We start from the raw sequence: 21,150 nt of genomic DNA, 5'->3' as shown, positions 1-21,150 counted from the left end.
TCCAATCAGAGCCAAGGTAACAATGAGCCTGTTTTCCGCTGTCGAGCTGGCACCCCGCGACCCTATTCTGGGCCTCAACGAAGCATTCAACGCCGACCCACGTACCGACAAGGTCAACCTGGGCGTAGGCGTGTATTGCAATGAGGAAGGCCGCATTCCGCTGCTGCGCGCCGTGATCGAAGCCGAAACCCAGCGTGCCGCCCAGCACGCTTCGCGCGGCTACCTGCCGATCGACGGCATCGCCACCTACGACCAGGCTGTGCAGAAGCTGCTGTTCGGCGCCGAGTCGCCACTGCTGGCCGCCGGCCGCGTGGTCACCGTGCAGGCCGTCGGTGGTACCGGCGCGCTGAAAATCGGTGCCGACTTCCTCAAGCGCCTCTCGCCCAATGCCGTGGTTGCCATCAGCGACCCTAGCTGGGAAAACCACCGTGCGCTGTTCGAATCGGCCGGCTTCCCGGTGCAGACCTACCGCTACTACGATGCGCCGACCAACGACGTCAACCGCGCGGGCATGCTCGAAGACCTCAACGCCCTGCCATCCGGTTCGATCGTGGTGCTGCACGCCTGCTGCCACAACCCGACCGGCGTCGACCTGAACCTGGACGACTGGAAGAACGTTCTGGAAGTGGTCAAGGCCAAGGGCCACGTGCCGTTCCTCGACATGGCCTACCAGGGCTTTGGTGACGGTATCGCCGAAGACGCCTTCGCCGTGCGCCTGTTCGCCGAGTCGGGCCTGGAGTTCTTTGTTTCCAGCTCGTTCTCCAAATCGTTCTCGCTGTACGGCGAGCGCGTCGGCGCACTGTCGATCGTCACCGCCTCCAAGGACGAGAGCACCCGCGTGCTGTCGCAGGTCAAGCGCGTGATCCGCACCACCTACTCCAACCCGCCAACCCACGGCGCAACCATTGTTGCCACCGTGCTGAACAGCGCAGAACTGCGCCAGATGTGGGAAACCGAACTGGCCGAAATGCGCGAGCGCATCCACGGCATGCGCAAGCAGATGGTATCGCTGCTGGCCGAATACGGTGCCAACCGCGACTTCAGCTTCGTTGGCCGCCAGGTCGGCATGTTCTCCTACTCGGGCCTGACCGTTGAACAGGTCACCCGCCTGAAGAACGACTTCGGCATCTATGCCCTGGACACCGGCCGTATCGCGGTGGCCGCGCTGAACCAGAGCAACATCCACGTGGTGACCAAAGCGATCGTGGAAGTGCTGTAACTCATTGTTTTGCCTGGGGGTGGGTTGACTTCTCCCGGGCAATCAGTAAGATACGCGCAGATTCCGCGATAGCTCAGTCGGTAGAGCAAATGACTGTTAATCATTGGGTCCCTGGTTCGAGTCCAGGTCGCGGAGCCAGACATTGAAGAAGCCCCCGGATGCGCAAGCAACCGGGGGCTTTTTCGTTGCGCTGGAATTATTGGCCAGCAACGGTGAACGGCGGGCGGAGATTGGCCAGCAGGCCCGGCCCTTTCGCGGGTAAACCCGCTCCTACGACGGCCTGTGTTCAACCACCGATGTGTGTCCACCACCGATCCGGCGTAGGAGCGGGTTTACCCGCGAAGAAGCCGGCATCGCCAACAGAGGCCTCAATCACTGCGCCCAATCGGGTAAAACGCCCCCCGGCTCCACACCCCAAGCCATTCCTCCCCGTCGATCACATGCGGCACCGCCAGCTCCACCAGTTGATAAAACACATTGCGATGTATCAGCGCCTCCAGGTTGCTGCGCATCAGCACATACGGTGATGGCTCCTGCGTCAGCGGGTCGATCACCACCCGCAGGGGGTTATCCGGCCCCGCCTCGACCTGGTCCTCGACATTGCTGGTAAAACGCAGCACCTGCTGCTCGCCTTCGCCCTGCACTTCAAGCAACACGGCCACGAACGGCGCATCGTCAACACGAATGCCGACCTTCTCTACCGGGGTAATCAGGAAGTAGTCATCGCCGTCGCGGCGAATGATGGTAGAGAACAGCCGCACCATCGGCTTGCGCCCGATCGGCGTGCCCAGGTAGTACCAGGTGCCATCGCGGGCAATGCGCATGTCGATGTCACCACAGAATTCCGGGTTCCATAGGTGCACCGGCGGCAGCCCCTTGGCTTTGGGGATCTGCGCCAGAAGGTCATTGGCCTTGCCGGAGTCGCTCATCACGCTTGCCTCATTCACTCATACCCAGAAGGCTACGAGCGTACTCGCGCATCGGCGCACCAAGCAAATCCTCCGGGGTGTTGTCGTGGAACGTCAACAAACCGCCACGGCTCTTGATGCGTGCGGTGTCGATCAGGTAGCGGGTACTGGTTTCGATCAGCATCATCTGCACCACGCCAGTGTCCCAGCCCAAGCGGTCGACGGCCTGCTCGTCATACCACTCGTCACCATTGCCGATGCGATCGTCGGTACGAGCGAAGCGCGTGTACAACACGTAGTCCGCACCCACCGCGCGCGCCTGGGCGATGGCCTCTTCGAGGCCCAGCGGGCCCTGGGCGCGACGTACCATCGGGAAGTATTCGACGAAGCTCTTGAAGGCCTGCTGGGCCACTGCATTCTGCCGAGGCACCGGCCCCTCGCCCGGCGGCACGAATGCACCCTGGCCAATGAAGATGAACGAATCAGGCTGCAGGCGGATCGACAAGGAGCGACGGGTTTCGCTGTGGTCCAGCAGACCGGCATCGCTCATGTGATAGCGGACGCCTTCGCCCATATCGCTGACATTCATGCAGCCGCCCAGCGCCATCAGCGCCAGCAGCAAGACCAGGCTACGCATCTTTCCTCCAGTGGCCGGCGACGAAAAACCGGCGAATAGCCGGCGGATGCAGCTTTTGCGCCAGCTTCAGCCACCGATCACCTTCATGACGGTCACGCCGCCGGAAAAGGCCACGTCCTGCTTGTCAGCCAAAGCCTTGACCAACATCCTCTGCAAGGCCGGCAGCGCCTGATGACGCGGTTTTTCCAGCAGGTCGCCGACGAAGTGCCGGTTACCTGACGACAGGCAGCCATGCAGCCAGCCCGTAGAAGACAGGCGCAACCGCGAGCAGGTACGGCAAAACGGCACGCTTTCGTTGGCAATGACGCCGAAGTGGCCCCTGCCGGGGATGTGGTAACGCATGGCAGTGGCGTCCAGCGGCGCACTCACCTGGGCGTAGGTATGCTGGCCGCCGATCAGCGCAAGCAGCTGGTCGAGGCCTACAAACTGCTGGAGGAAGGCGTTGCGATCGTGAGAGAGGTGGCCCATGCGCATCAGTTCGATGAAGCGCAGCTCGAAGCCGCGCGCGAGGCAGTAATCCAGCAGCGGCAGTACCTGATCAAGGTTTTTCCCGCGCATCGGCACCATGTTGACCTTGATTCGCATACCCAGGGCGCCGGCCTGCTCCATTCCATCCAGCACAGTGCCCAGGTCGCCGCCACGGGCAATCTGGCGGAAAGCCAGCGGATCGAGGGTGTCGAGGGAAACGTTCAGCCGACGAATCCCGGCCGCCTGCAGTTGTGGCAACTTGCGCGCCAGCAACTGGCCGTTGGTGGTCAGCGAGACGTCATCAAGGTCGAGTTTGGCCACGGCAGCCAGAAAGGCATCCAGGCGCGGGCTGACCAGTGGCTCACCGCCAGTAATCCGCAGGCGCTCGATGCCGGCGGCTTCGATCAGATAGGCCACGCCACGGGCCAAGGCATCCGCCGACAGCTCGTCCTGCGCCGCCACCAGCCGCTTTCCGTCAGGTACGCAGTAGGTACAGGCGTAGTTGCAGGCAGCCGTCAGGCTGACGCGCAGGTTGCGAAAGCGCCTGCCTTGACGATCGACAATCATGAATGACTCCGGCATGGATGAAGGGGCCGGCAAAACCTGACTCATAAATCAGGTTTTTGCAAGCCCCAATGCGCAATGCCGAATTTCCAAACGATAGCCAAACGCTTCGGGCTGCACTGCCGCGCAGAGGACGCACGACGCCGTTTCGCTAAATGCTCAGTTCGAGGGTTCCGGGTCGCGCTTGCGCTTGTTGCCCATACGCACGCCAATGTCCATCAGGAACTGGAAGAAGCCTTCCTGATCTTCCAGCACGTTGCTCCAGAACGGCGAGTGGTACAGCGCCACAGCGCCGTGCACCAGCGCCCAGGCAGCGCAGTAGTGGAAATACGGCGGCACGTCTTCGAGCTTGCCTTCGCTGATACGGCCCTTGATCAGCTGGGTCAGGCGGTCGAAGTTGGAGGCACGGATGCTGTGCAGCTGCTCGACCATTTCCGGCACCTGATTGCCCTTGACCACCTTTTCTTCAAGGCGGTCGAACAGCCGGTAGCGTTGCGGGTCGCGCATGCGGAACTCGAAGTAGGCGCGCGACAGCGCTTCCTTGTCACGGTCGACGTCGGCCGAGTGCAACAGCTCGTTCAGGTCACGCTCGTAATCGAGCATCAGGCGCAGGTAGATCTCCGCCTTGGACTTGAAGTGCTTGTAGATCGTGCCTTTGCCGATGCCCACGGCGTCGGCGATCATCTCGACGGTGACGCTGTCTTCACCTTGCTCGAGAAACAGCTTGAGCGCGGTATCGAGGATTTCCTGTTCGCGACGGCGAAACTCACGGACCTTACGAGGTTCTTTCTGCATGGGAAGGACTGGATGACAATCGAAGCGGTTTATTATGCCTAACTTGCGGGAAATTGCACGGATCATCCACGCATGTCTATGTTTCACGATGCATACGGCCATGCGCTGCGGGAGGAACGAAACGTTGACGTATTCCAAATCTGTTTAAAAAACGTCCAATATGCACTGGCACTGCGCCAAACCTGACCAATACTTGAAGTGTTGGCGCGGCGCATCCCCCCCAGTGGCGCGCCGATAAAGGTGCTCAGGGACCGCGTACCTTTGTTTTACTCCTAATGGTCTTAACCCGGATTCCTCCCCCAGAACCCGGGTTTTTTTTGTGTTTTTTGGTGTGACGGCTGTCAGGTGCGTGCCGCAAGATTTTCAGCGCCTGTGGAATCGAGCGCCGCCCGCGCGGCGCTTCGCGGGTAAACCCGCTCCTACGCTTGTTTCGGGCCAATTAGGCCTGGGGGATTTGCGCGCGAACGCCTTGGCGCACGCCTCGATATCGCTTCGTACAAACAAGGCGGTCGCGCGCGCCTGGCACAGAAGAGCACCGCCCGCGCGGCGCTTCGCGGGTAAATCCGCTCCTACGCTTGTTTCGGGCCAATTAGGCCTGTGGGATTTGCGTGCGAACGCCTTGGCGCACGCCTCGATATCGCTTCGTACAAACAAGGCGGTCGCGCGCGCCTGGCACAGAAGAGCGCCGCCCGCGCGGCGCTTCGCGGGTAAATCCGCTCCTACGCTTGTTTCGGGCCAATTAGGCCTGTGGGATTTGCGTGCGAACGCCTTGGCGCACGCCTCGATATCGCGTCGTACAAACAAGGCGGTCGCGCGCGCCTGGCACAGGACGGACTGGCCCGAAACAAACGTAGGAGCGGGTTTACCCGCGAAGCGCCGCGCGGGCGGCGCTCGATCTGACAGACGCTGCAAGGGTTGAGGCTGGCACCTTGTGCCCCTCACACAATCTTAAAACCCGGTAATTCAAGCCACCCGCGCCAATGGGAACAATCGCTTGAAGTTGGCCGTGGTCTGCTCGGCCAACTGCTCATAACTGGCCCCACGCAACGAAGCCACATACTCCGCCACCTCCCGCACATACTGCGGCAGGTTCGGCTTGCCCCGATGCGGAATCGGCGCCAGGTACGGCGAATCGGTCTCCACCAGCAAGCGATCGACAGGCACCTGCCGCGCCACTTCACGCAACGCTTCGGCATTGCGGAAGGTCACGATGCCCGACAGCGAGATGTAATAACCCAGGTCCAGCGCGGCCTTGGCCATGTCCCAGTCCTCGGTAAAGCAGTGCAGTACGCCAGCCTGCGGCAGGTTGGCCTCACGCAGCAGCGCCAGGGTATCGGCACGCGCCGCCCGGGTATGCACGATCACCGGCTTGCCGGTCTGCCTGGAGGCCTCCAGGTGCAGGCGGAACGAGGCCTGCTGCAGCTCTGCCGCCTCCGGCTCGTAGTGGTAATCCAGCCCGGTTTCACCAATCGCCACCACATGCGGGTGGGCCAATTCGCGCAACAGCCATTCCAACGCCGGGGTTTCGCCAGGGGCCAGGTCCAGCGGGTGCACGCCCACCGAGCAGTCGACGTCAGCGTACTGCTCGCTCAGCGCCTTCACTGCACCCGCATTCTCGGCACTGACGCCAATGCACAGGAAATGCCCGACCCCACGCTCACGCGCCGCCTGCAGGGCAGCATCGAGGGAGCCCTGGTGAGCAGTGAGGTCAAGACGGTCGAGGTGGCAATGGGAATCTACGAGCATGGGATAACGGCACACATGAAAAATGGAAAATCAGCGGGCACCCGGCAGTTGCAGCCAGTGAGCCAGCAGCGATTCAAGCAACAAGGCGCGGTTGAGGTTGGCCTTGCCCAGTACCTTCTGGCGCTGTTCGAGGATCCATGCCTGCACCTCCAGCACCTTGGCCTGGCGGCTCTTCTGCGCCAGGTATTGCACGACCTTGCGCATATCGGCCAAGCCTAACCCTTCTTCGTCCTGGGTCAACTGGTAGCGCAGGATCAGGTGCGTCCAATCGCAGAACCAGTCGAACAGCAGCAACAACGGCACACCGCTCCAGGCATCGGCCAGCTGGCTGGGCGATTGCTGCTGCTTGAGCAGCTTCTTCACCCCGTCGGTTACCAGCGCGCGTTGCTCGCGAACCCCCTGCGCCTGCAGGCTGACCGCCATCAATGGCGAACCTGCCGCCAGCATCAGCAGTTCATCGCGCTCGACCTCGTCGCAGTCGGGTAACGCACCAGTCAGCCATGCCTGGCTCTGGGCCAGACTGGGCTGCGGACAGGCCACCTGCTGGCAGCGGCTCTTGATCGTCGGCAACAGACGGCTGGGCTGGTGCGTCACCAGCAACAACACGGTATCACCGGAAGGTTCTTCAAGGCTTTTGAGCAGGGCGTTGGAGGCGTTGACATTCATCGCCTCCACCGGCTCGATCAACACCACCTTGCGCCCGCCCAACTGCGCGGTCTGCACCACAAAGGCCACCAGCTCGCGTACCTGGTCGACCTTGATCGGCTTGTCAGCCTCCTCCGGCTCGAGGACGAAGTTGTCCGGGTGGCTGCCGGCCTTGAGCAACAGGCACGACTTACACGCCCCACAAGCGTCCAGGCCCTGCGGCTGCTGGCACAACAGGCGCGCCATCAGACGCTCGGCCATGGCCCGCTTGCCAATACCCTGCGGCCCATGCAGCAGGTAAGCGTGGGCGTGGCGGCTGCGACCGGCCAGTTGCTGCCACAGCGCCTGCTGCCAAGGGTAGGCCTCAGCCACGGCAACGCTCCAGAATGCCTGGCAGCAGTACGTCGATGTCACGCTGCACCGCCTCCAGGGATTGTGCCGCATCAAGCAGGCTGTAGCGCTGTGGCGCGCCTTGGGCGCGCTTCAGGTACGCTTGGCGCACCGCTTCGAAGAACGCCTGCCCTTCCTGCTCGAATCGGTCCAGGCGGCCACGGGCGGCGGCGCGGGCAAGGCCCACTTCCACCGGCAGGTCGAAGACCAGGGTCAGGTCCGGGCGCAGGTCGCCCTGGACGAATTGTTCCAGAACCGCGATACGCTCGACCGACAGACCACGCCCGCCACCCTGATAGGCATAGGTGGCGTCTTGTTTTGGAATCAGGCCAAGTGGAAACAAGCTGCTATACTCGTGTTAGGAAAAAATGTAAACAAGCTGCAAAAACCTTATAGATCAGGGAGTTAGTCAAGATGAAGAGAGTCGTAGGGCTTGCTGCCAAGGCCAGATCTGGCAAGGACACTGGTGCGGCCATCCTGCTTCAGCACCCTGAGGTGACAGCCTACGCTCTGGCAGACCCGCTTAAGCGTGGTTGCCAAGCTCTCTTCAATCTGTCTGATTCTCAGACCTGGGATGATAACTTAAAGGAGATCAAGGTGGGGGCTTGGGCGCTTTCCCCAAGGGAATTCTTCCAGCGAGTGGGCACCGAGTGGATGAGGGCTCATAACCCAGTCCACTGGCTGATGCGCGCTGATCGCGAAATTTATGCCCAAGAGCCCATCCCCCCCCTCCGCCCTGATCAGCTCTCTCACCCTGACCTTCCATTCATTCTTGGCGCTAAAGCGTTCTTCAACATGAGCGAGAAGCAGTGCTGGGAACCTAGTGATGCAGCGATCATCGATCCGTTCTGGCAGATGACGCCGAGTCAAATGGTTGAACTCATTAAGGCCAAGGCTTTGGAAGACTTCCCGGACTTCTTCGCCCTTCGCAGCGCAATGCCTCAACAAGACATCAACACCTCGACATTTATCACAAAGCCAACACTAAAAACCAAAGATAAAAATATCATCATCATCAAAGACATTCGGTTTGAGAACGAAGCCGAATACATTCGAAAAATTGGTGGTGCCATTTGGCATATCGTCCGAGATAACGCAGAGCCCGTCAATCAGCACTCCTCCGAACAAGGAATCAGTGTTCAGCACTCCGACACTATCATTCATAACAACGGAACACTCGAGGAATACAAAGCCAAGCTGAATAGTGAATGGGCCACTCTCTCCGCAAGGATCAGCAATGAGGACTAAGCCATGGATCACTTATTCAAACCAAGGAAGGCAGTCTATGATGTAGTTGTATCCTCAGACAACTTTGAGATCGAATGTCTTTACCAAGGCCACCCGTTTTATAGCCTGGAGAAACCCATTTGCATCGCACTGCACTTGGTCTTTCTCAAATACTGCCCAACAAGGAGCAGAATTTCAGGATGCACCCTCCGTCGCGCAATCGGAAACTTTTTCGATTTCGGGCAGGAATATAACTCCTATAATCCATCAGCCCTGCACATCGTTAACATCACCGACCTCAGCGCTGAAGTCTTCAAAGCCTTTGAGAATTACCTGCGCGAGAAAGGCGAAAGGATGGAGAGCTCGGCCCGAATCAAGACTGGCTTAAGGAATGCGGCATCACTCACCGACGCCATTCCAGACATCATGCTCCCTTACGCATCAAGGGATGTTCATAAGCCCCGGATGCCACTGACTGATGAAGCTAACGACATGTTGGCCGACGCCTTTACATCTTGTGTAGATGAACTCTACGCCAAGATTGAATTCCGTGAAATCGTAAATGAGGCAAAGCCATACACTTACGAAGAGATCCTTGAGCAAATTTCATACAGCAAGTCAACCACATTTGAATGGCTGCAATATCATTTCGATAACAATCTCAAGCTAGACTGGCGCTCGCTTCATCAGAAGCTCAGTGATTCAATCGACCCAGACTTCCGGAGCATGGCTGCGAGTCCTGAGTGGCGAAAGAAGATCTTCGACGCGTATCAAAGTCGTGGCGAAGAATACATTTTCTCCAACCCTACCAACCCCTATCTTGGCAGGATGATGCTGAGGTTTGAGCCTGATCTGGCAAGGGTGATCAAAACGTTCCTGGATAACGGCTACCCCTTTGAAATCAGTCTCGCAGATATCGACGAGAAATATGCCGCCAATAAAATTATCTCGCTTGATCTCTGCAAAGACCCCATTCAACTGTTATTTCTCAGGTGGCGTTCTGGATACACAATCCCGGGACAAAGCACCCCTTTAATGTGGGATGACGTTTTGGGCTTGTATTTCCCAACCATGGCGGATATGTCTTGTCTCGTCCAGTTTATCATGCTTCAGACCAACTGGAACAAAGAGGCCGTGTTGGCTGTCGATCCAGAAAACTGTGAACATGCAATGACAGGCTCAATGGATGAGGATTATGTCCTGCTCCAGACCGAGAAGAATAAAAGTCAAGGTACTGGGAAGCCGTACCACGCTCCTAAAGAGATAGTGGCCGCCAGTAGTAGGCACGACAAGTATTCAGCCCATAGCCTGATCTACTTGGCAGCAGAGCTTTCGTCGGTTCTTAAGCATTACGAATTCGACTACATCAAGCATGGAATGACGGAAAATAGTTATAACCAAACATTCCTTTGCATCCGCTTCTATGGCGATTGGGTCAGAAAGGGTGGTCGCCATACCTCGGCCTCCAACGAAAAGGCATTTCAGCAAGGAATTAAGCAATTCCTCAAAGAGTACCCCGTCTACGAGAACGGGGAACGTCTTATGTCTGGTCAAGATTTGACTTTACGACTTCGTCCCACATGGGTAAAGCACCAGAAAAAGAGAAGGAAGTCTTCACACGGGCTCCTGGCTTTACTGTTGGGCCACTCTAGTCCTGTGACTACTGACGTTCACTACGATAACTCTCCCGCAGCTCAACAGGAGAGGTTTGACAGGCTTGAGTCAGAGCTTGAGGCCGCCCTGACACTAATGCTGTCAGGACACTTCGAAGGCATGCTTGGCACGCCGCCACAGGAAACAGTCCAGCTACCATTCAAGGTCTTCCATATCCCGGGCATGGAGAAACCGCTGTGGGCTTGCGCAAACCAATACCAGCCGAAATGGCATGGTGCTCGGCATCGTGTGCCCGAGGGTAAGCGGTGCTACGTAATCAGCAAATGCATCTACTGCAGCCAGTGTACTGTTTTCGAAGATTCCCTGCCCTACCTGGTGGAACGCCGCATCCACGTCGTGGAGCTTATTGAAGATCAACCGGAGTCCAGCTCGGACTACAGCAACACATATGAAACTGAGCTGATGAAGATTGATTCGATTCTCGATAACTGGGAAGACGATCAATCTGTTCGTGAAGCCGTTCGTTACCAGCGTCGCAATGCACCATTGTTACCGCGCGATCTTAACTTCTTGCAACTGATACTCGAGGAAGAGGATAAGGAATGAATCAGGCCCCAGCGAGTGGTGATGAAGACATCCAAGGTGTTCTCGACGAAGCGCTAGACATTGACTTTTCGGATGACCTAGAGGATGAAGGAGAGCTAGAGCTTGAACGCTTGCTTTTAGAGGCAACAGGCACCGCGACTCAGACAGAAAGCACACTGCTCAAAAAGCTGGAGTTATATCCGGACGGAGACTTCCCGATCTCCAAATATTCTCTATATCGCGATCCGAGCTGGATCATCTTCAAGGATGAGGATGGAACGGTGATGCGTGTCACTTTCGATAGTCTCTCCGATCCGATGAAGGCTATCAAAAAGTCTATTATGTACCATCTAATACCAGAGTTTGCTCCTTTTGCAGGCATTCGGGCCTACTCAACCACCCGGGCGCATAGCCAGAAGTATGGCATCATTACCAATTATGTCTTTCTGGACAACCACCTGACGGGAGATGCAGAGTCACTCTCTTTCATCACGGCAAAACTTTTGAACGACGCCCTGGATCGCGCCAAGGAATCAGACGCTTATACGCATTATCATTACTTATTCCTACAGATTCGGCTTTGGATTTCGCTGAGTACCCAAGAGCTCATTCCTGTCGAGCAGCGAATCTCAGTATCTGCGACAGCGATTGATACACCTGAGCGGAAACAAGACGTGATCAAGCATTTCAATGGCTCGGTTGCGTCCTGGATACCATTCCGGGAAGCTGATCTGAAAAAAATGGTGGAGTACGCATCGTTTTGGACAGAAAAGGTAATGCCTGCCTTTCAACATCTTGCAGACTTTGCTCAAGACCAAGGCTATTTAAACGTAAAAAATAAAACAATCAGTAGATATCATACAGACGTTAAACTCGAGACAAATCTGAACCTCACCATTGAAGGAAAGACAATTGTCGAGGTTAAGAAAAACCGTAGAAACTATGAAACCGGAAGCTTCTGGAATTACTCATGGTACTCGAGTGCCCTCAACTCTTTAGACGCCATCCGCTGCTCTATCTACATCTTGGTAGCGCTAGTCACTGGGTTACGTGTCAGCGAAATTGACATCCTTGAATTTAAGCATGTGATCCTGGGGAAGGATGGGCGCTATAAGCTCCAGGTAACTCGTTATAAAACCAGCAAAGACCCTAACTACAAGGGCGATACGACCTTTCTTCCACTACCAAAATTTGTTGGCAGGAAGATCAAGGAATATGAAAGGCTCCGCCATAGCTTAAACGCCTACCGGGAAGGCTATCTTTTCCAATCCGTGATTGGCACAAAGAAAGTGAAAAAAGCTGCTTCTCTGCGAATCGAGAACATTACTAAGAAGATTGAAGCCGAACTCGGCATAGACCGCGTTCACACACACCGATTCCGAAAAACAATCGCAGAGATCCTCATTAACCGAAACGAACGGAACGTTGACATCATTAGACTTCTGTTCGGCCATGCCAGCTATGCAATGACATTGCGTTATATCGGTAGAAACCCTTACATCGTCCAGAGCGTAGCGCGTGCAATCGAGAAGAATTATATCGAAGAATTCACAGACATCATCAGCGCCGTTAAGAACATGAGCTCTTCAGGCGTGGGTGCCCAGCGAATTCTGGATAGAATTACCGCACGGCCCGAGGCATTTAGTGGCAAGCAGCTCAAGGTGACCATCTTCACCTATGTGACTCACCTGCTCTCATCGGGCGAGCCACTTTTCATTCATCGTACTGCAGTAGGCAGCTACTGCGTCACCACTGAACTGTACTCTTCCCCATCGCTTCCGCCGTGTCTTTCTCATCACAAAGGCACTGTTAAGGACGCCTTGCCTGATCCGTTATTCTGCGACCCCTCCTGCCCTCACGCAGTTATCGTGGAAAAAGCTCAACGCGCCTTACAGGAGAATGTGGATTTCTACCAGCACATGCTGACCGAAGCCGAATCCACATTATCCGAAAACTCTAAAAGAATGCTTAGGCAAAAAATCATTGATAACTCGAAACACCTCGAAAGACTGAAAACCAATCAGTCCTACAAAATTATTCCTACAGTGGATATCCAGGCATGAGCAGCCAAGAAACCCGTGACCGCTTGATCTCCATAATCAAGGATCACCAACTCAAGCATGGCCAGTCAAAGCTAGCAGTAGGTCAGCTTGCGGATGCTGCGGGCATCAGCAGGCAAGCCTTCAATCGTTACTATGGAGATCTTAAGGATTACTCCAGCGGGAAAGAGTCGATTGCTCGCTTACTGGTGGATGACAGCGCCTCTCTTACTGAGCTTATCGAAAACAAAGACGAACGCATCATAAAACTTGAGAATGAACTGAGCACAATAAAGCTCGCTCACAAGTCGGAACTTGATGCCGTTGTAAAGAACCACATATCGACGCTAATGAACAACGATATACTAGCGTTTGAGGCGAGCCAGCTTAGCGCCACTCTCACCAACCAGGGTAATCATAACGTTTATCTGAACAAGCTAGTAACGGAGCTTGAGGTGAAAAACGCAAAGCTCACGATGGACATTATTTCAGCAGGAAGTGACAAATCAAGCATCGTCGAGAAGTCGGATAAAAACTTTATCACATTTGACCTCAACCTTGATGCTGCGAGCAAACTTTACATTTCCAGCAAAAAATACTCAGATTACGAAAACCAAAAAGACGAAAAGCTTTCCAAGACAGTACAGAAAATCAAAAAACTTCCAGAGCCAGAGCGCATTGACATATTATTTTTCCAAGAGAAATACATCTCGGATTTTCAGCAGTTTTGTAAGCGTACCTACCCTGCAAAGAACAGAACCCTAATTGTACTTAGGCTTCCTGTTTACAGCCAAGAAGAAATCAAGATCATTATAAAAAGCTTGAGCCCAATCTCTTCATTTTCGATCTACGTCCCTTATAGTGCGTCTGACGCAGTTGTTTCGGCAAAACGCCAGTTCAGCTTCAGAGATATCCCTCCAGAAGAGCTCACCGATGCTGACAGCGCCAAGCTACCTCAGATGACCTGGGGCTTTGATGCCATTCATATTGCCAAAATCAAGCAGGGTGACTAATGGACTTCCAATTCAGGCCTATCGACTATCGCACTGTAGAGTGCGATAAGCCAGTCGAGCATTATGTCATGATTGTTTATCGCAAGAAGAAAAACCACCTATTGAGCATACCCAATCTCTATCTATATGAAAAAACTCGCTCATCCATTCAAACCTCCAAAAGATATGCCACACTTCTAACCAAATTCTATAAATTCATCTCAACCCTACCACGCTTTACAGATATTAACCCCGGAGACTATCACGCCCACATTACAAATAAAGAAGTACGACACTGGCAAATCTATAGACAAACACAAAGAGTTATCAAGAAACGGATTCGCCCAAGCTCCGAAACAATTTTCAACGACGCCTGTGTTGTATCATACTTTTTCAAATGGCTACACGAACGAAACGTAGCAAATCAATACAAAATTCATTTAAAAACATGGATCGCCAACTTCAAAGACCACCGACTACTCAGTTACATCGAGAAAAAGGCAAGGCTCGCCATGGATACAAGTTCTATTAAAGTCCTAGATCGGGAGTCCACTCAAAGAAAACCCAAAAGCCTCATCTCTGCGCAGGATGTCAGAACGCTCCTTGGTTCATATCCAGACCCTGTATATCGGTGCCTGTTTAAACTAGCATTGGCGACTGCCATGCGCCCTATGGAGCTCGTAAAATTTCCATATATGGGCATAGGAAAAAATCGTCACATCCTTCCGTATAGCGAGATGGAGAAAACCTCCAGCATTTTCACCTATGAGCTAGTAGGGAAACGCAACAAACACAGGGAGATCATAATCCCAGGGTACGCCCTCGAAATGCTAGATACTGAGTACATTCAAACAGAGTATCCTAAGCGAGCCGCGTTGTACCGTCAAAAATATGGAAAAAAGTGTCCTCTTTCAATTTTATTTCTCACAGACACCGGGGAACCCGTCACAGTGGATAAAATTGCCAACGCCACTAACTATGCCAAGCGCATTGCCCAAGCTAATGACCAAAAATTCAAGTCATCTAATATCTTCTATCACACACGTAAATGGTGGCCCACGCTGATGCTGATCCAGCACCATGGTAGGGAAGGAATACTAGAGAAGAATGCTGAAGTATTAGACTTAGCTGTTGCTGAGGTGATCATGAATCAGTTGGGGCACGAAGATTTTCTCACTACCTACAACCATTACTTGGTATTGGGCAGACAATTGGTGCTAGCCATGAAAGGCTTCACTCACGAGACAATCCATGAAAACACCATCAATGTCTACGATGCCATTGATGAGGTCTGTGGACAGCATCCACACCCGCAATCGCAGCTACGAGTCTAAGCATGGCAGCCCCCGGTGAGCCGGCTGGTGTACCCTGTGGCTAATGCGTAGAAATTCATCTGGAGGGTCACATGCAGCTCTTTACCCGCGTTAGGGAATTGCTTTGTCGAGACAGGCGACCTGATTGGGTTCAAAAGCAAGAGCGTGATTTTATCGATGCGGTGAACAGCTTGAATCTCCATGCCAAAGACAACCATGGAGGGTTCGCGCTTGATCCAAATGAGATCCGCGCCCTGGTGGTTGCTACCTACCAAAAGCATCTGGCTCACAACCCAGCCGAAACGGCGACTGGTGACAAAACACAGCTCACACGTGAGGCCAACAGGGACATCCTGGACTGCATCGAGTTGGTGACCTGGCGTCGATTGCCCTCAGGAGCGGCTGCCCGCTTCGTGTGCTTACAATCCCTAGTGACGGGCAAGTTCGCGGTCACTGCTGTGAACACGTTCAGCGATGAAGGCGTACCGGCCCCTTCCTGGATGGATGCGGAAGCTCACAGGCAGGTAGCAGGTGCTCTGCTGCTCACCGAGCTACGGTGGTACGAGTCGGTGGGTGCAGCCATGGATGCCTGGGCGGCCCCTTGAGTCTCTACCGCAGCATGAGCAAATGCCCTTCAATGGGAGCTCGACAGCCTACTCAGCCGTAAGGGTATGCGCATAACATACTGATATCTCGTCGGAAATTTCGAAAAGCTCCTCTCCTCGTCTTGACCCTTCCCGCCCTGCAGTCTTCATTCCTCATATCACAAGGAGGAATGCGCATGTCGAAACCAGTTCTCTTCCACCCTGAGTGTGATCCCGTAACGGTGATCGGTGGGCCCGATTACGTCATCTACAGCTGCCTGCAGTGGCAAGACCAGAATCTTCAGGTAATGGCCCAGGTCGCCAAACAGACCTTTTGCGTGATGCACGGCGACTACCTCGACGATCGCTTCATCACAGCCTTGGAGCGTGCTTATCTCCGAGGCGCAATGGCTCCGGTAAAGCTGATCGCTTACCACGAGCAGTATCTGGATATCTTCCTGGACAGCAAGGTATCTAGCAGCAGCATCCCGGCCATCGAGGCTATTTGGGAAATCGATACCCACCTTTATTCGGATCGTCATTACACCGTAGCTTTCGCGAGCGAAGACGAGATCTACTCAGGGCGTTCTGACTATCCATTCTGGCCTGTAGCCAAAGAAATTTTGGAAACGACCTCGCTGGGACTGAGTCCGCTCCCACAGCCGAGCCTTGCCGAGAAGGCCATGGCGTCTTTCAAGGACGACAGCTGGAATTTTTCCATCAGCCAATGAGAGGGTCGCCATGATTTACTCAAGGTTTCTGTATACGGAGTACGAGCAGCCTCATGACGATGACGGTGAAGGTGGCTTTACAATTTTTAGCACCCCGCAGTCCTTGGGTGCCCACGCAACGGACGAACAGCGTGTAGGCTTTCTTAACTTCGCTGTCTTGTGGGATGGAGAACCTGATACCAGGGTCATCTATCTGGCCGAGCAAGCAATCGTCCGTGATGTTATGGCGCCAGTCAGGCTTCTACATGCGCATGAGGGTACGCTCACCGTCGTCTATGAGCATCAAGGCGAAGCGCTCGACATTGATGCGTTCAAAGAGGCGTGGGAAGACATCGTTTCTGGCGTACAGTTGGAATATTGGACTGTTGAAGTGATCGAAGAAATTCTAGTAGGCCACTTGCTGTATGGTGGGCGACTGTTCCGCAAGTATGCCCCCGAAATTATGGCTAGCGATTATCTGGGAATGTCGTTTTACACGGAAGAAGATTTCTTGTTTGCGGATGACTGGACAGAGGATGAAATGTTTGGCTCTGGGCAGCAGCAGGATTCAGACGATGAGCCACCACCTCCAAACGGGGGACTCTTCTAGGTAGGCCAGTGCTGCAAAAGCGTCCTGGGCGCGCCCTTCGGGCCGGCTGTCGTGAACCAAGCCGCTCGCCGCATGGCGGCGTCTTGGCCCTTGCGGGCTTCCATCCTCGCGTCTCCGCCTTCCTGGCTGCGCGCTCCGCTTGCTCTGGGTAGCGTCAAATGAGCGTCTTTCCTGGCATCTGCATGCCACCCTGTTAACTCACTTCCTCGCCGCCTAGTCTTCTCTCCTGCGCGAGTGCTGATCCTCAAGCTGGTGCAGTTCCTGGCGATACAGATATTGGTACTCAGCCAGGGGAAAAATGTGTTTTCCGTCAAAAATTTTTGGTCAGTGATTCGTGCTCATAATGCGAGTAGGTACGCTCTACTCCTCGCCACTCCAGTTTTCGTTAGGCCTTTGGACTTCGATTCGACGCAAAAAAAGCCAGTTCATCTCCGGCTGAAGGGTCTTTGGACTCTTCCCTTGCTAGTTGCTAGCGCTTGGGCATACCTCATAAGCACGTGGATTGCGTGGGGCTATGAGAAGTCTGCTCGGCCCACTGTGACCTTGTCAGAGGCATTGCAGGCTCTCAAAAACCTGGAGAGCATGAGCACGGTTTTCGTAACAGCAGTTGCCTTGATCTTGCTATACGGCATCAGCTTTTGCCGCTGGGCGTTTCACTGTGCAGCGATCAAAATGCTGGGCAAGCGCTATCACGGCCTCACCAAGCCACACTGCCTCTTTTTCGTCGTCAACACGTCGGCTTGGGGGATGTGGCTTGCGTTAGGAGGCTATGGAGTTTTCCAAGCCATGAAATGGTGGGTCAGTGCTGGCCAGCCTGCTTTTGTAGCAGAGGCCGCTAGCATGACCGAATCGCTGCTGCACGTCGCCGTCATAGTAGCGTTGGGCGGGATGCTGAAGCTCACCACCCGCAACAACACACTAGGGATGACCGCCCTGTACGGCGGGCATCAAGGACTGACCTTCCTGGTGAGGCTTGTAGGCATCCTGATCATGCTCCTTCTCGGAGCCATTCCCCTCCTCTTGTGAGAATCTTCGCCACCCTAGCTGCGAGCTGGCTACGGTCAGCTCCGCCTGCTTTGACGCAAGAGCAATTCAACAGCCTCACTCATCGTAAAAACCTGACTACTCAGGCAGCAAGCCGATAAGGGTATACTCGCAACATACTGATATCTCGTCGGATTCCCCCCAGATAAGCTTCATTTCGGCTTGACCAATCTCCATCCGTCGTCTTGATTTTCAGGTACCAATTTGGGGAGGTACCTGCATGCCCACTTCAATTTTGTTCCAGCTTGAGCATGGCGCCGTGGCGCTCAACGGCGTCACAAACCACGTGGTGCTGAATTGCCTGCAATGGAAGTCGCCACACCTAGAGGTGCTGGCTTCGGCGGCCAAGCAGAGCTTCGCTGTGATTTACGAGAACGAGCTTGACCAGAAGCTGATCGACTACCTAGAGCGGGTACATCTCCAAGGGGCGATGTCAGCGGTGAAGCTGATCATTGCAAACGACGACCAGTTCTATGTGTTCTTGGATGGTCAGATTCCAAGCTCTGCCCTGCCAGCCCTCGAGTCAGTCTGGGAAACAGCCTTGGAATCGGATCACTCGAACCCTCGGCGCGTGTGTTTCGCTAGTGTGGACGAGCTCCACACTGGCTGCTCAGACTGGATTTTCTGGCCATGTGCAAAAGACGTTCTTGAATCACACCTTCTTGGCCTGACTGAGTTCACGGACTCGGATGCCCGCCCTCTCAGTAACTTCAATCTCTCAAAAGATTCATCGACTTTAGCTCAAGAAATCGCTCAGCATCTCGGGCCGGCGCAGAACCAGCATAAACAGCTCATTGACAAATACCTACCAGTTTCGGCTAAGCAAGAGATCTTACGTAGCTGTTGCATTCATGCGCTGTTGACAGATGGTATTCGAGCACTTGAGATAACAAACTTGATGGTGGGCGCCAGCTTCGTTTCACATGATGAGTATGCGTTAGCAGTTACCCGACACAAGACGCGCGACTCCCAGAAGCTTGCTCAAATCTCACAAAAGTCTGCAGCTTTAATCTTGAGCCATATCGAGCTGAATGACCTTTCGGATGGCGATTTTTTGTTCCCCTCAAAACACTCGCCTGAACGGCCAATGAGTAGACGAGAGCTTGAACTCGCCATCCATCCAAGGATGATTGAAAAGCATCTTTCAACCTTGAGGAAACGGCATAACGAATGCCCTGAGTTCGCAACTAGCGACGTCGCAAGCTCGATCGCTCACTTGATGGGACATCACTCACCTGGCATTTTTCAGCACTATTTGTCAGCGCATCAGGCTCGTCGAAGCACCAGTTGCTTGATCACGAACACAAACAATCCGTCCTAAATATTGATTGAGCATTTCGGTCGCGCCATAACACCTCTGATAAGGGGTGACTGGCGCGAATTCATGCTTGCAAGCTAAGCGGTAAATGGAGCCTCCCCATGAGTAGTCCAACCCAGTACAGTGAAGTCAGAGTAATTTTCGAGATTGATGGCTGCCAGGCAGACGCCTTCATGAGCCACGGAGAGGCTATGGCACTCGCCCAATTCTTTAAACGCTCCCACTGGAGCGAGTTTCGTGGGTGCGCAGTAGATGATGACGAAGCCTATTCAATCCGAGCTGCGGTCGGAAAGGTGCAGGGTGCCCTGGCCCGTAGTGGTTATAACCCACGCTGATCCCTTCGGCATCACTCAAATAGCTATGACGAATTAGACCTCGGCTTCTCGCTAGGGCGCATCCCCTTATTGGCCGGGGCGAGGCGCCTTAGACCTTTCGATCACAGGCTGCCCTGTGGCGTCCAAGGTGGGTCATCTCCTGCTGCCACTTTGAAAGAAAACTCAGCCAGTCATGCAGATAGGCGCCTTCAGCTACACGGGTTGAACCGTAGCTTGCACACAAGAAGCGCTCACGCCATGGCTCGGGAATGTCCTCATCACGGACGATAGGCGTCCCAATCGGATGGGGCTCAGAAGCTACCTGATTCGCGACCTCGTCAACCGTAGCGATCCGACCTGACCCACACCAAGCTTGTTCCTGCTGGTCAATCTCATCCAGCACCCTCAAGACGCATAGTGCTCTTGGATCACCAGGTTCAAGATGAGCGAGTTTCCATAACGCCCTCCGCCGCCTTCTCTCGTGGGCATGAAGCGAGTCATCACTGGCCATGGCGTCAATTCCTAGTGCGGCCTGCGACCGAGCCCACCCTCACCGGCAAGCATCCGCTCGACAAACTCAATCGACATCCACAACTCGCCTTGGGCTTCCTGGAAGACCGAATCGAGGGATGGGTGATCACCGGAGGCGCGGAGCTTTGCTAACAGTTCCAGGAGCTCTCGACCCCGGGCGATGGGCATTTGGATGCTGCAGTACACGGTGTCTTTGGCGTCTCTGCTCATGGGCTCTCCAAAAAATAGTCGAGGTTGGGCGCGCCCTTGCGGGCCGGCTGTCGTGAACCGAGCCGCTCGCCTGAGCGTCTCGGCCCTGCGGGCGTCCATCCTCGCACCTGCGCGCTCCGCTTGCCTGGAAAGGGCTAGGTATTTCTTAGACCTGGATGCCAGGCGATGGGCTTGTGATTGGAAAGCCCATTTCCGAGTAGCGCTTGTGATGGAGCTCGCACACCTCTAACGCATAACGGTGCGATACAGCAGGGTTGCCACCCTCTTCAGTGGGATAGTCCGCAGGGTTGGTGGCACGGAGGACTGTCAGCTCATCGAAATTGGCCTGAGCTTCGGCGGTGCGCTTGGCGATGATGGTCAGTGCAATATCGCCGTGTTCCTTGCTCGGGCCGTTATCCCAATAGAATTGTTTGAGATCCTTGTAAATCTGTAAATGACGGCTGTCGAAACCGCCGAGATGCCGACTCGCATCGAAGGGGTATTGGGCACTGTCATACTGGTGGAGCACGAAGTCTTGCAGAAAGTAGGCGGTACTGTACTTACCATCCAGGAGAATATCGCGGTGCTGCTCATACGGCGATTGGCACATGTGAATAACCCCGTTTCTATCCGAGACTTTCCAGCTTTGTGATATTGATCATACTTTGGATCACATCATTATCACCACCCTTCATAATTTTTGTCTAG

20 protein-coding genes, 1 tRNA gene and 1 pseudogene are annotated in these 21,150 nt (G+C 54.6%); 13 read left to right on the top strand and 9 right to left on the bottom strand.

Translation table 11 applies throughout. The features are described from left to right. Positions 1-22 precede the first annotated feature (22 nt). Both V7787_RS16905 and V7787_RS16900 read left to right on the top strand, forming a co-directional pair. Positions 23-1,219 (top strand): amino acid aminotransferase, encoded by a 1,197-nt coding sequence (locus V7787_RS16905; RefSeq protein WP_010952990.1) that lies wholly within the window; start codon positions 23-25, stop codon positions 1,217-1,219. A 62-nt stretch (positions 1,220-1,281) separates the two neighbouring features. After that, positions 1,282-1,357 (top strand) — tRNA-Asn (locus V7787_RS16900). Positions 1,358-1,587: 230 nt separating this feature from the next. Here V7787_RS16900 and V7787_RS16895 read toward each other — a convergent pair. The 7 genes and pseudogenes from V7787_RS16895 to V7787_RS16865 all read right to left on the bottom strand — a co-directional run. Then, positions 1,588-2,148 (bottom strand): DUF1285 domain-containing protein, encoded by a 561-nt coding sequence (locus V7787_RS16895; protein ID WP_020193441.1) that lies wholly within the window; start codon positions 2,146-2,148, stop codon positions 1,588-1,590. Positions 2,149-2,158: 10 nt separating this feature from the next. Then, a complete protein-coding gene (locus V7787_RS16890) occupies positions 2,159-2,764 on the bottom strand; it encodes a DUF4823 domain-containing protein (RefSeq protein ID WP_020193440.1) in 606 nt (201 codons plus the stop codon). Positions 2,765-2,830: 66 nt separating this feature from the next. Further along, the gene (locus tag V7787_RS16885; RefSeq protein ID WP_064492648.1) at positions 2,831-3,799 is read right to left on the bottom strand and encodes a GTP 3',8-cyclase MoaA; all 969 of its coding nucleotides are present in this window, start codon (positions 3,797-3,799) and stop codon (positions 2,831-2,833) included. A 156-nt stretch (positions 3,800-3,955) separates the two neighbouring features. Then, positions 3,956-4,591 carry a TetR/AcrR family transcriptional regulator gene (locus V7787_RS16880; protein WP_003247170.1) on the bottom strand — a complete coding sequence of 212 codons (636 nt, stop codon included), beginning with the start codon at positions 4,589-4,591 and terminating at the stop codon, positions 3,956-3,958. A 963-nt stretch (positions 4,592-5,554) separates the two neighbouring features. After that, complete coding sequence (locus V7787_RS16875; RefSeq protein ID WP_064491346.1) at positions 5,555-6,337, bottom strand: TatD family hydrolase; 783 nt, start codon at positions 6,335-6,337, stop codon at positions 5,555-5,557. A 30-nt stretch (positions 6,338-6,367) separates the two neighbouring features. Further along, complete coding sequence (locus V7787_RS16870) at positions 6,368-7,354, bottom strand: DNA polymerase III subunit delta' (protein WP_064491347.1); 987 nt, start codon at positions 7,352-7,354, stop codon at positions 6,368-6,370. Next, positions 7,347-7,685, bottom strand: a pseudogene (locus tag V7787_RS16865) (dTMP kinase); the annotation flags it as partial. The gene V7787_RS16870 and the pseudogene V7787_RS16865, both read right to left, overlap by 8 nt. Positions 7,686-7,786: 101 nt before the next feature. Between V7787_RS16865 and V7787_RS16860 the strand changes: the two are divergent. From V7787_RS16860 to V7787_RS16810, 11 genes are all read left to right on the top strand, one after another. After that, on the top strand, positions 7,787-8,620 hold the full coding sequence (locus V7787_RS16860; protein ID WP_336088746.1) for a deoxynucleotide monophosphate kinase family protein: 834 nt from the start codon (positions 7,787-7,789) through the stop codon (positions 8,618-8,620). Between the two features lie 3 nt (positions 8,621-8,623). Then, a complete protein-coding gene (locus V7787_RS16855; RefSeq protein WP_336088745.1) occupies positions 8,624-10,819 on the top strand; it encodes a hypothetical protein in 2,196 nt (731 codons plus the stop codon). After that, positions 10,816-12,861: a tyrosine-type recombinase/integrase gene (locus V7787_RS16850; protein WP_336088744.1), complete on the top strand. Its 2,046-nt coding sequence runs from the start codon at positions 10,816-10,818 to the stop codon at positions 12,859-12,861. Before V7787_RS16855 ends, V7787_RS16850 begins: the two co-directional genes overlap by 4 nt. Continuing rightward, a complete protein-coding gene (locus tag V7787_RS16845; protein ID WP_336088743.1) occupies positions 12,858-13,850 on the top strand; it encodes a TetR/AcrR family transcriptional regulator in 993 nt (330 codons plus the stop codon). Before V7787_RS16850 ends, V7787_RS16845 begins: the two co-directional genes overlap by 4 nt. Continuing rightward, complete coding sequence (locus V7787_RS16840) at positions 13,850-15,163, top strand: hypothetical protein (RefSeq protein ID WP_336088742.1); 1,314 nt, start codon at positions 13,850-13,852, stop codon at positions 15,161-15,163. Before V7787_RS16845 ends, V7787_RS16840 begins: the two co-directional genes overlap by 1 nt. 71 nt (positions 15,164-15,234) lie before the next feature. Then, positions 15,235-15,747: a hypothetical protein gene (locus tag V7787_RS16835; RefSeq protein ID WP_336088741.1), complete on the top strand. Its 513-nt coding sequence runs from the start codon at positions 15,235-15,237 to the stop codon at positions 15,745-15,747. A gap of 176 nt (positions 15,748-15,923) precedes the next feature. Beyond that, entirely contained in the window at positions 15,924-16,457 is a 534-nt protein-coding gene (locus V7787_RS16830; RefSeq protein ID WP_336088740.1) for a hypothetical protein, read from the top strand. A gap of 10 nt (positions 16,458-16,467) precedes the next feature. Continuing rightward, complete coding sequence (locus tag V7787_RS16825) at positions 16,468-17,046, top strand: hypothetical protein (RefSeq protein WP_336088739.1); 579 nt, start codon at positions 16,468-16,470, stop codon at positions 17,044-17,046. Between the two features lie 582 nt (positions 17,047-17,628). After that, positions 17,629-18,072, top strand: a complete 444-nt coding sequence (locus V7787_RS16820) for a hypothetical protein (RefSeq protein ID WP_336088738.1) — start codon at positions 17,629-17,631, stop codon at positions 18,070-18,072. Positions 18,073-18,310: 238 nt separating this feature from the next. Continuing rightward, entirely contained in the window at positions 18,311-19,411 is a 1,101-nt protein-coding gene (locus V7787_RS16815) for a tyrosine-type recombinase/integrase (protein WP_336088737.1), read from the top strand. A 98-nt stretch (positions 19,412-19,509) separates the two neighbouring features. Continuing rightward, positions 19,510-19,743, top strand: a complete 234-nt coding sequence (locus tag V7787_RS16810; protein ID WP_336088736.1) for a DUF7706 family protein — start codon at positions 19,510-19,512, stop codon at positions 19,741-19,743. Between the two features lie 501 nt (positions 19,744-20,244). On the opposite strand, the gene V7787_RS16805 is transcribed toward V7787_RS16810, so the two are convergent. Continuing rightward, positions 20,245-20,463, bottom strand: coding sequence for a hypothetical protein (locus V7787_RS16805; protein ID WP_336088735.1), 219 nt, complete (start codon positions 20,461-20,463; stop codon positions 20,245-20,247). Positions 20,464-20,608: 145 nt separating this feature from the next. Beyond that, the gene (locus tag V7787_RS16800; protein ID WP_336088734.1) at positions 20,609-21,052 is read right to left on the bottom strand and encodes a hypothetical protein; all 444 of its coding nucleotides are present in this window, start codon (positions 21,050-21,052) and stop codon (positions 20,609-20,611) included. Positions 21,053-21,150 lie beyond the last annotated feature (98 nt).

The organism is Pseudomonas sp. CGJS7, from assembly GCF_036961695.1.
This window is presented reverse-complemented; position numbering and strand designations above follow the sequence as displayed.

Coding starts and splice junctions, on each gene's coding strand:
- V7787_RS16905 (WP_010952990.1), top strand. CDS start 23: ATGAGCCTGTTTTCCGCTGTCGAGCTGGCACCCCGCGACCCTATTCTG.
- V7787_RS16895 (WP_020193441.1), bottom strand. CDS start 2,148: ATGAGCGACTCCGGCAAGGCCAATGACCTTCTGGCGCAGATCCCCAAA.
- V7787_RS16890 (WP_020193440.1), bottom strand. CDS start 2,764: ATGCGTAGCCTGGTCTTGCTGCTGGCGCTGATGGCGCTGGGCGGCTGC.
- V7787_RS16885 (WP_064492648.1), bottom strand. CDS start 3,799: ATGATTGTCGATCGTCAAGGCAGGCGCTTTCGCAACCTGCGCGTCAGC.
- V7787_RS16880 (WP_003247170.1), bottom strand. CDS start 4,591: ATGCAGAAAGAACCTCGTAAGGTCCGTGAGTTTCGCCGTCGCGAACAG.
- V7787_RS16875 (WP_064491346.1), bottom strand. CDS start 6,337: ATGCTCGTAGATTCCCATTGCCACCTCGACCGTCTTGACCTCACTGCT.
- V7787_RS16860 (WP_336088746.1), top strand. CDS start 7,787: ATGAAGAGAGTCGTAGGGCTTGCTGCCAAGGCCAGATCTGGCAAGGAC.
- V7787_RS16855 (WP_336088745.1), top strand. CDS start 8,624: ATGGATCACTTATTCAAACCAAGGAAGGCAGTCTATGATGTAGTTGTA.
- V7787_RS16850 (WP_336088744.1), top strand. CDS start 10,816: ATGAATCAGGCCCCAGCGAGTGGTGATGAAGACATCCAAGGTGTTCTC.
- V7787_RS16845 (WP_336088743.1), top strand. CDS start 12,858: ATGAGCAGCCAAGAAACCCGTGACCGCTTGATCTCCATAATCAAGGAT.
- V7787_RS16840 (WP_336088742.1), top strand. CDS start 13,850: ATGGACTTCCAATTCAGGCCTATCGACTATCGCACTGTAGAGTGCGAT.
- V7787_RS16835 (WP_336088741.1), top strand. CDS start 15,235: ATGCAGCTCTTTACCCGCGTTAGGGAATTGCTTTGTCGAGACAGGCGA.
- V7787_RS16830 (WP_336088740.1), top strand. CDS start 15,924: ATGTCGAAACCAGTTCTCTTCCACCCTGAGTGTGATCCCGTAACGGTG.
- V7787_RS16825 (WP_336088739.1), top strand. CDS start 16,468: ATGATTTACTCAAGGTTTCTGTATACGGAGTACGAGCAGCCTCATGAC.
- V7787_RS16820 (WP_336088738.1), top strand. CDS start 17,629: ATGAGCACGGTTTTCGTAACAGCAGTTGCCTTGATCTTGCTATACGGC.
- V7787_RS16815 (WP_336088737.1), top strand. CDS start 18,311: ATGCCCACTTCAATTTTGTTCCAGCTTGAGCATGGCGCCGTGGCGCTC.
- V7787_RS16810 (WP_336088736.1), top strand. CDS start 19,510: ATGAGTAGTCCAACCCAGTACAGTGAAGTCAGAGTAATTTTCGAGATT.
- V7787_RS16805 (WP_336088735.1), bottom strand. CDS start 20,463: ATGAGCAGAGACGCCAAAGACACCGTGTACTGCAGCATCCAAATGCCC.
- V7787_RS16800 (WP_336088734.1), bottom strand. CDS start 21,052: ATGTGCCAATCGCCGTATGAGCAGCACCGCGATATTCTCCTGGATGGT.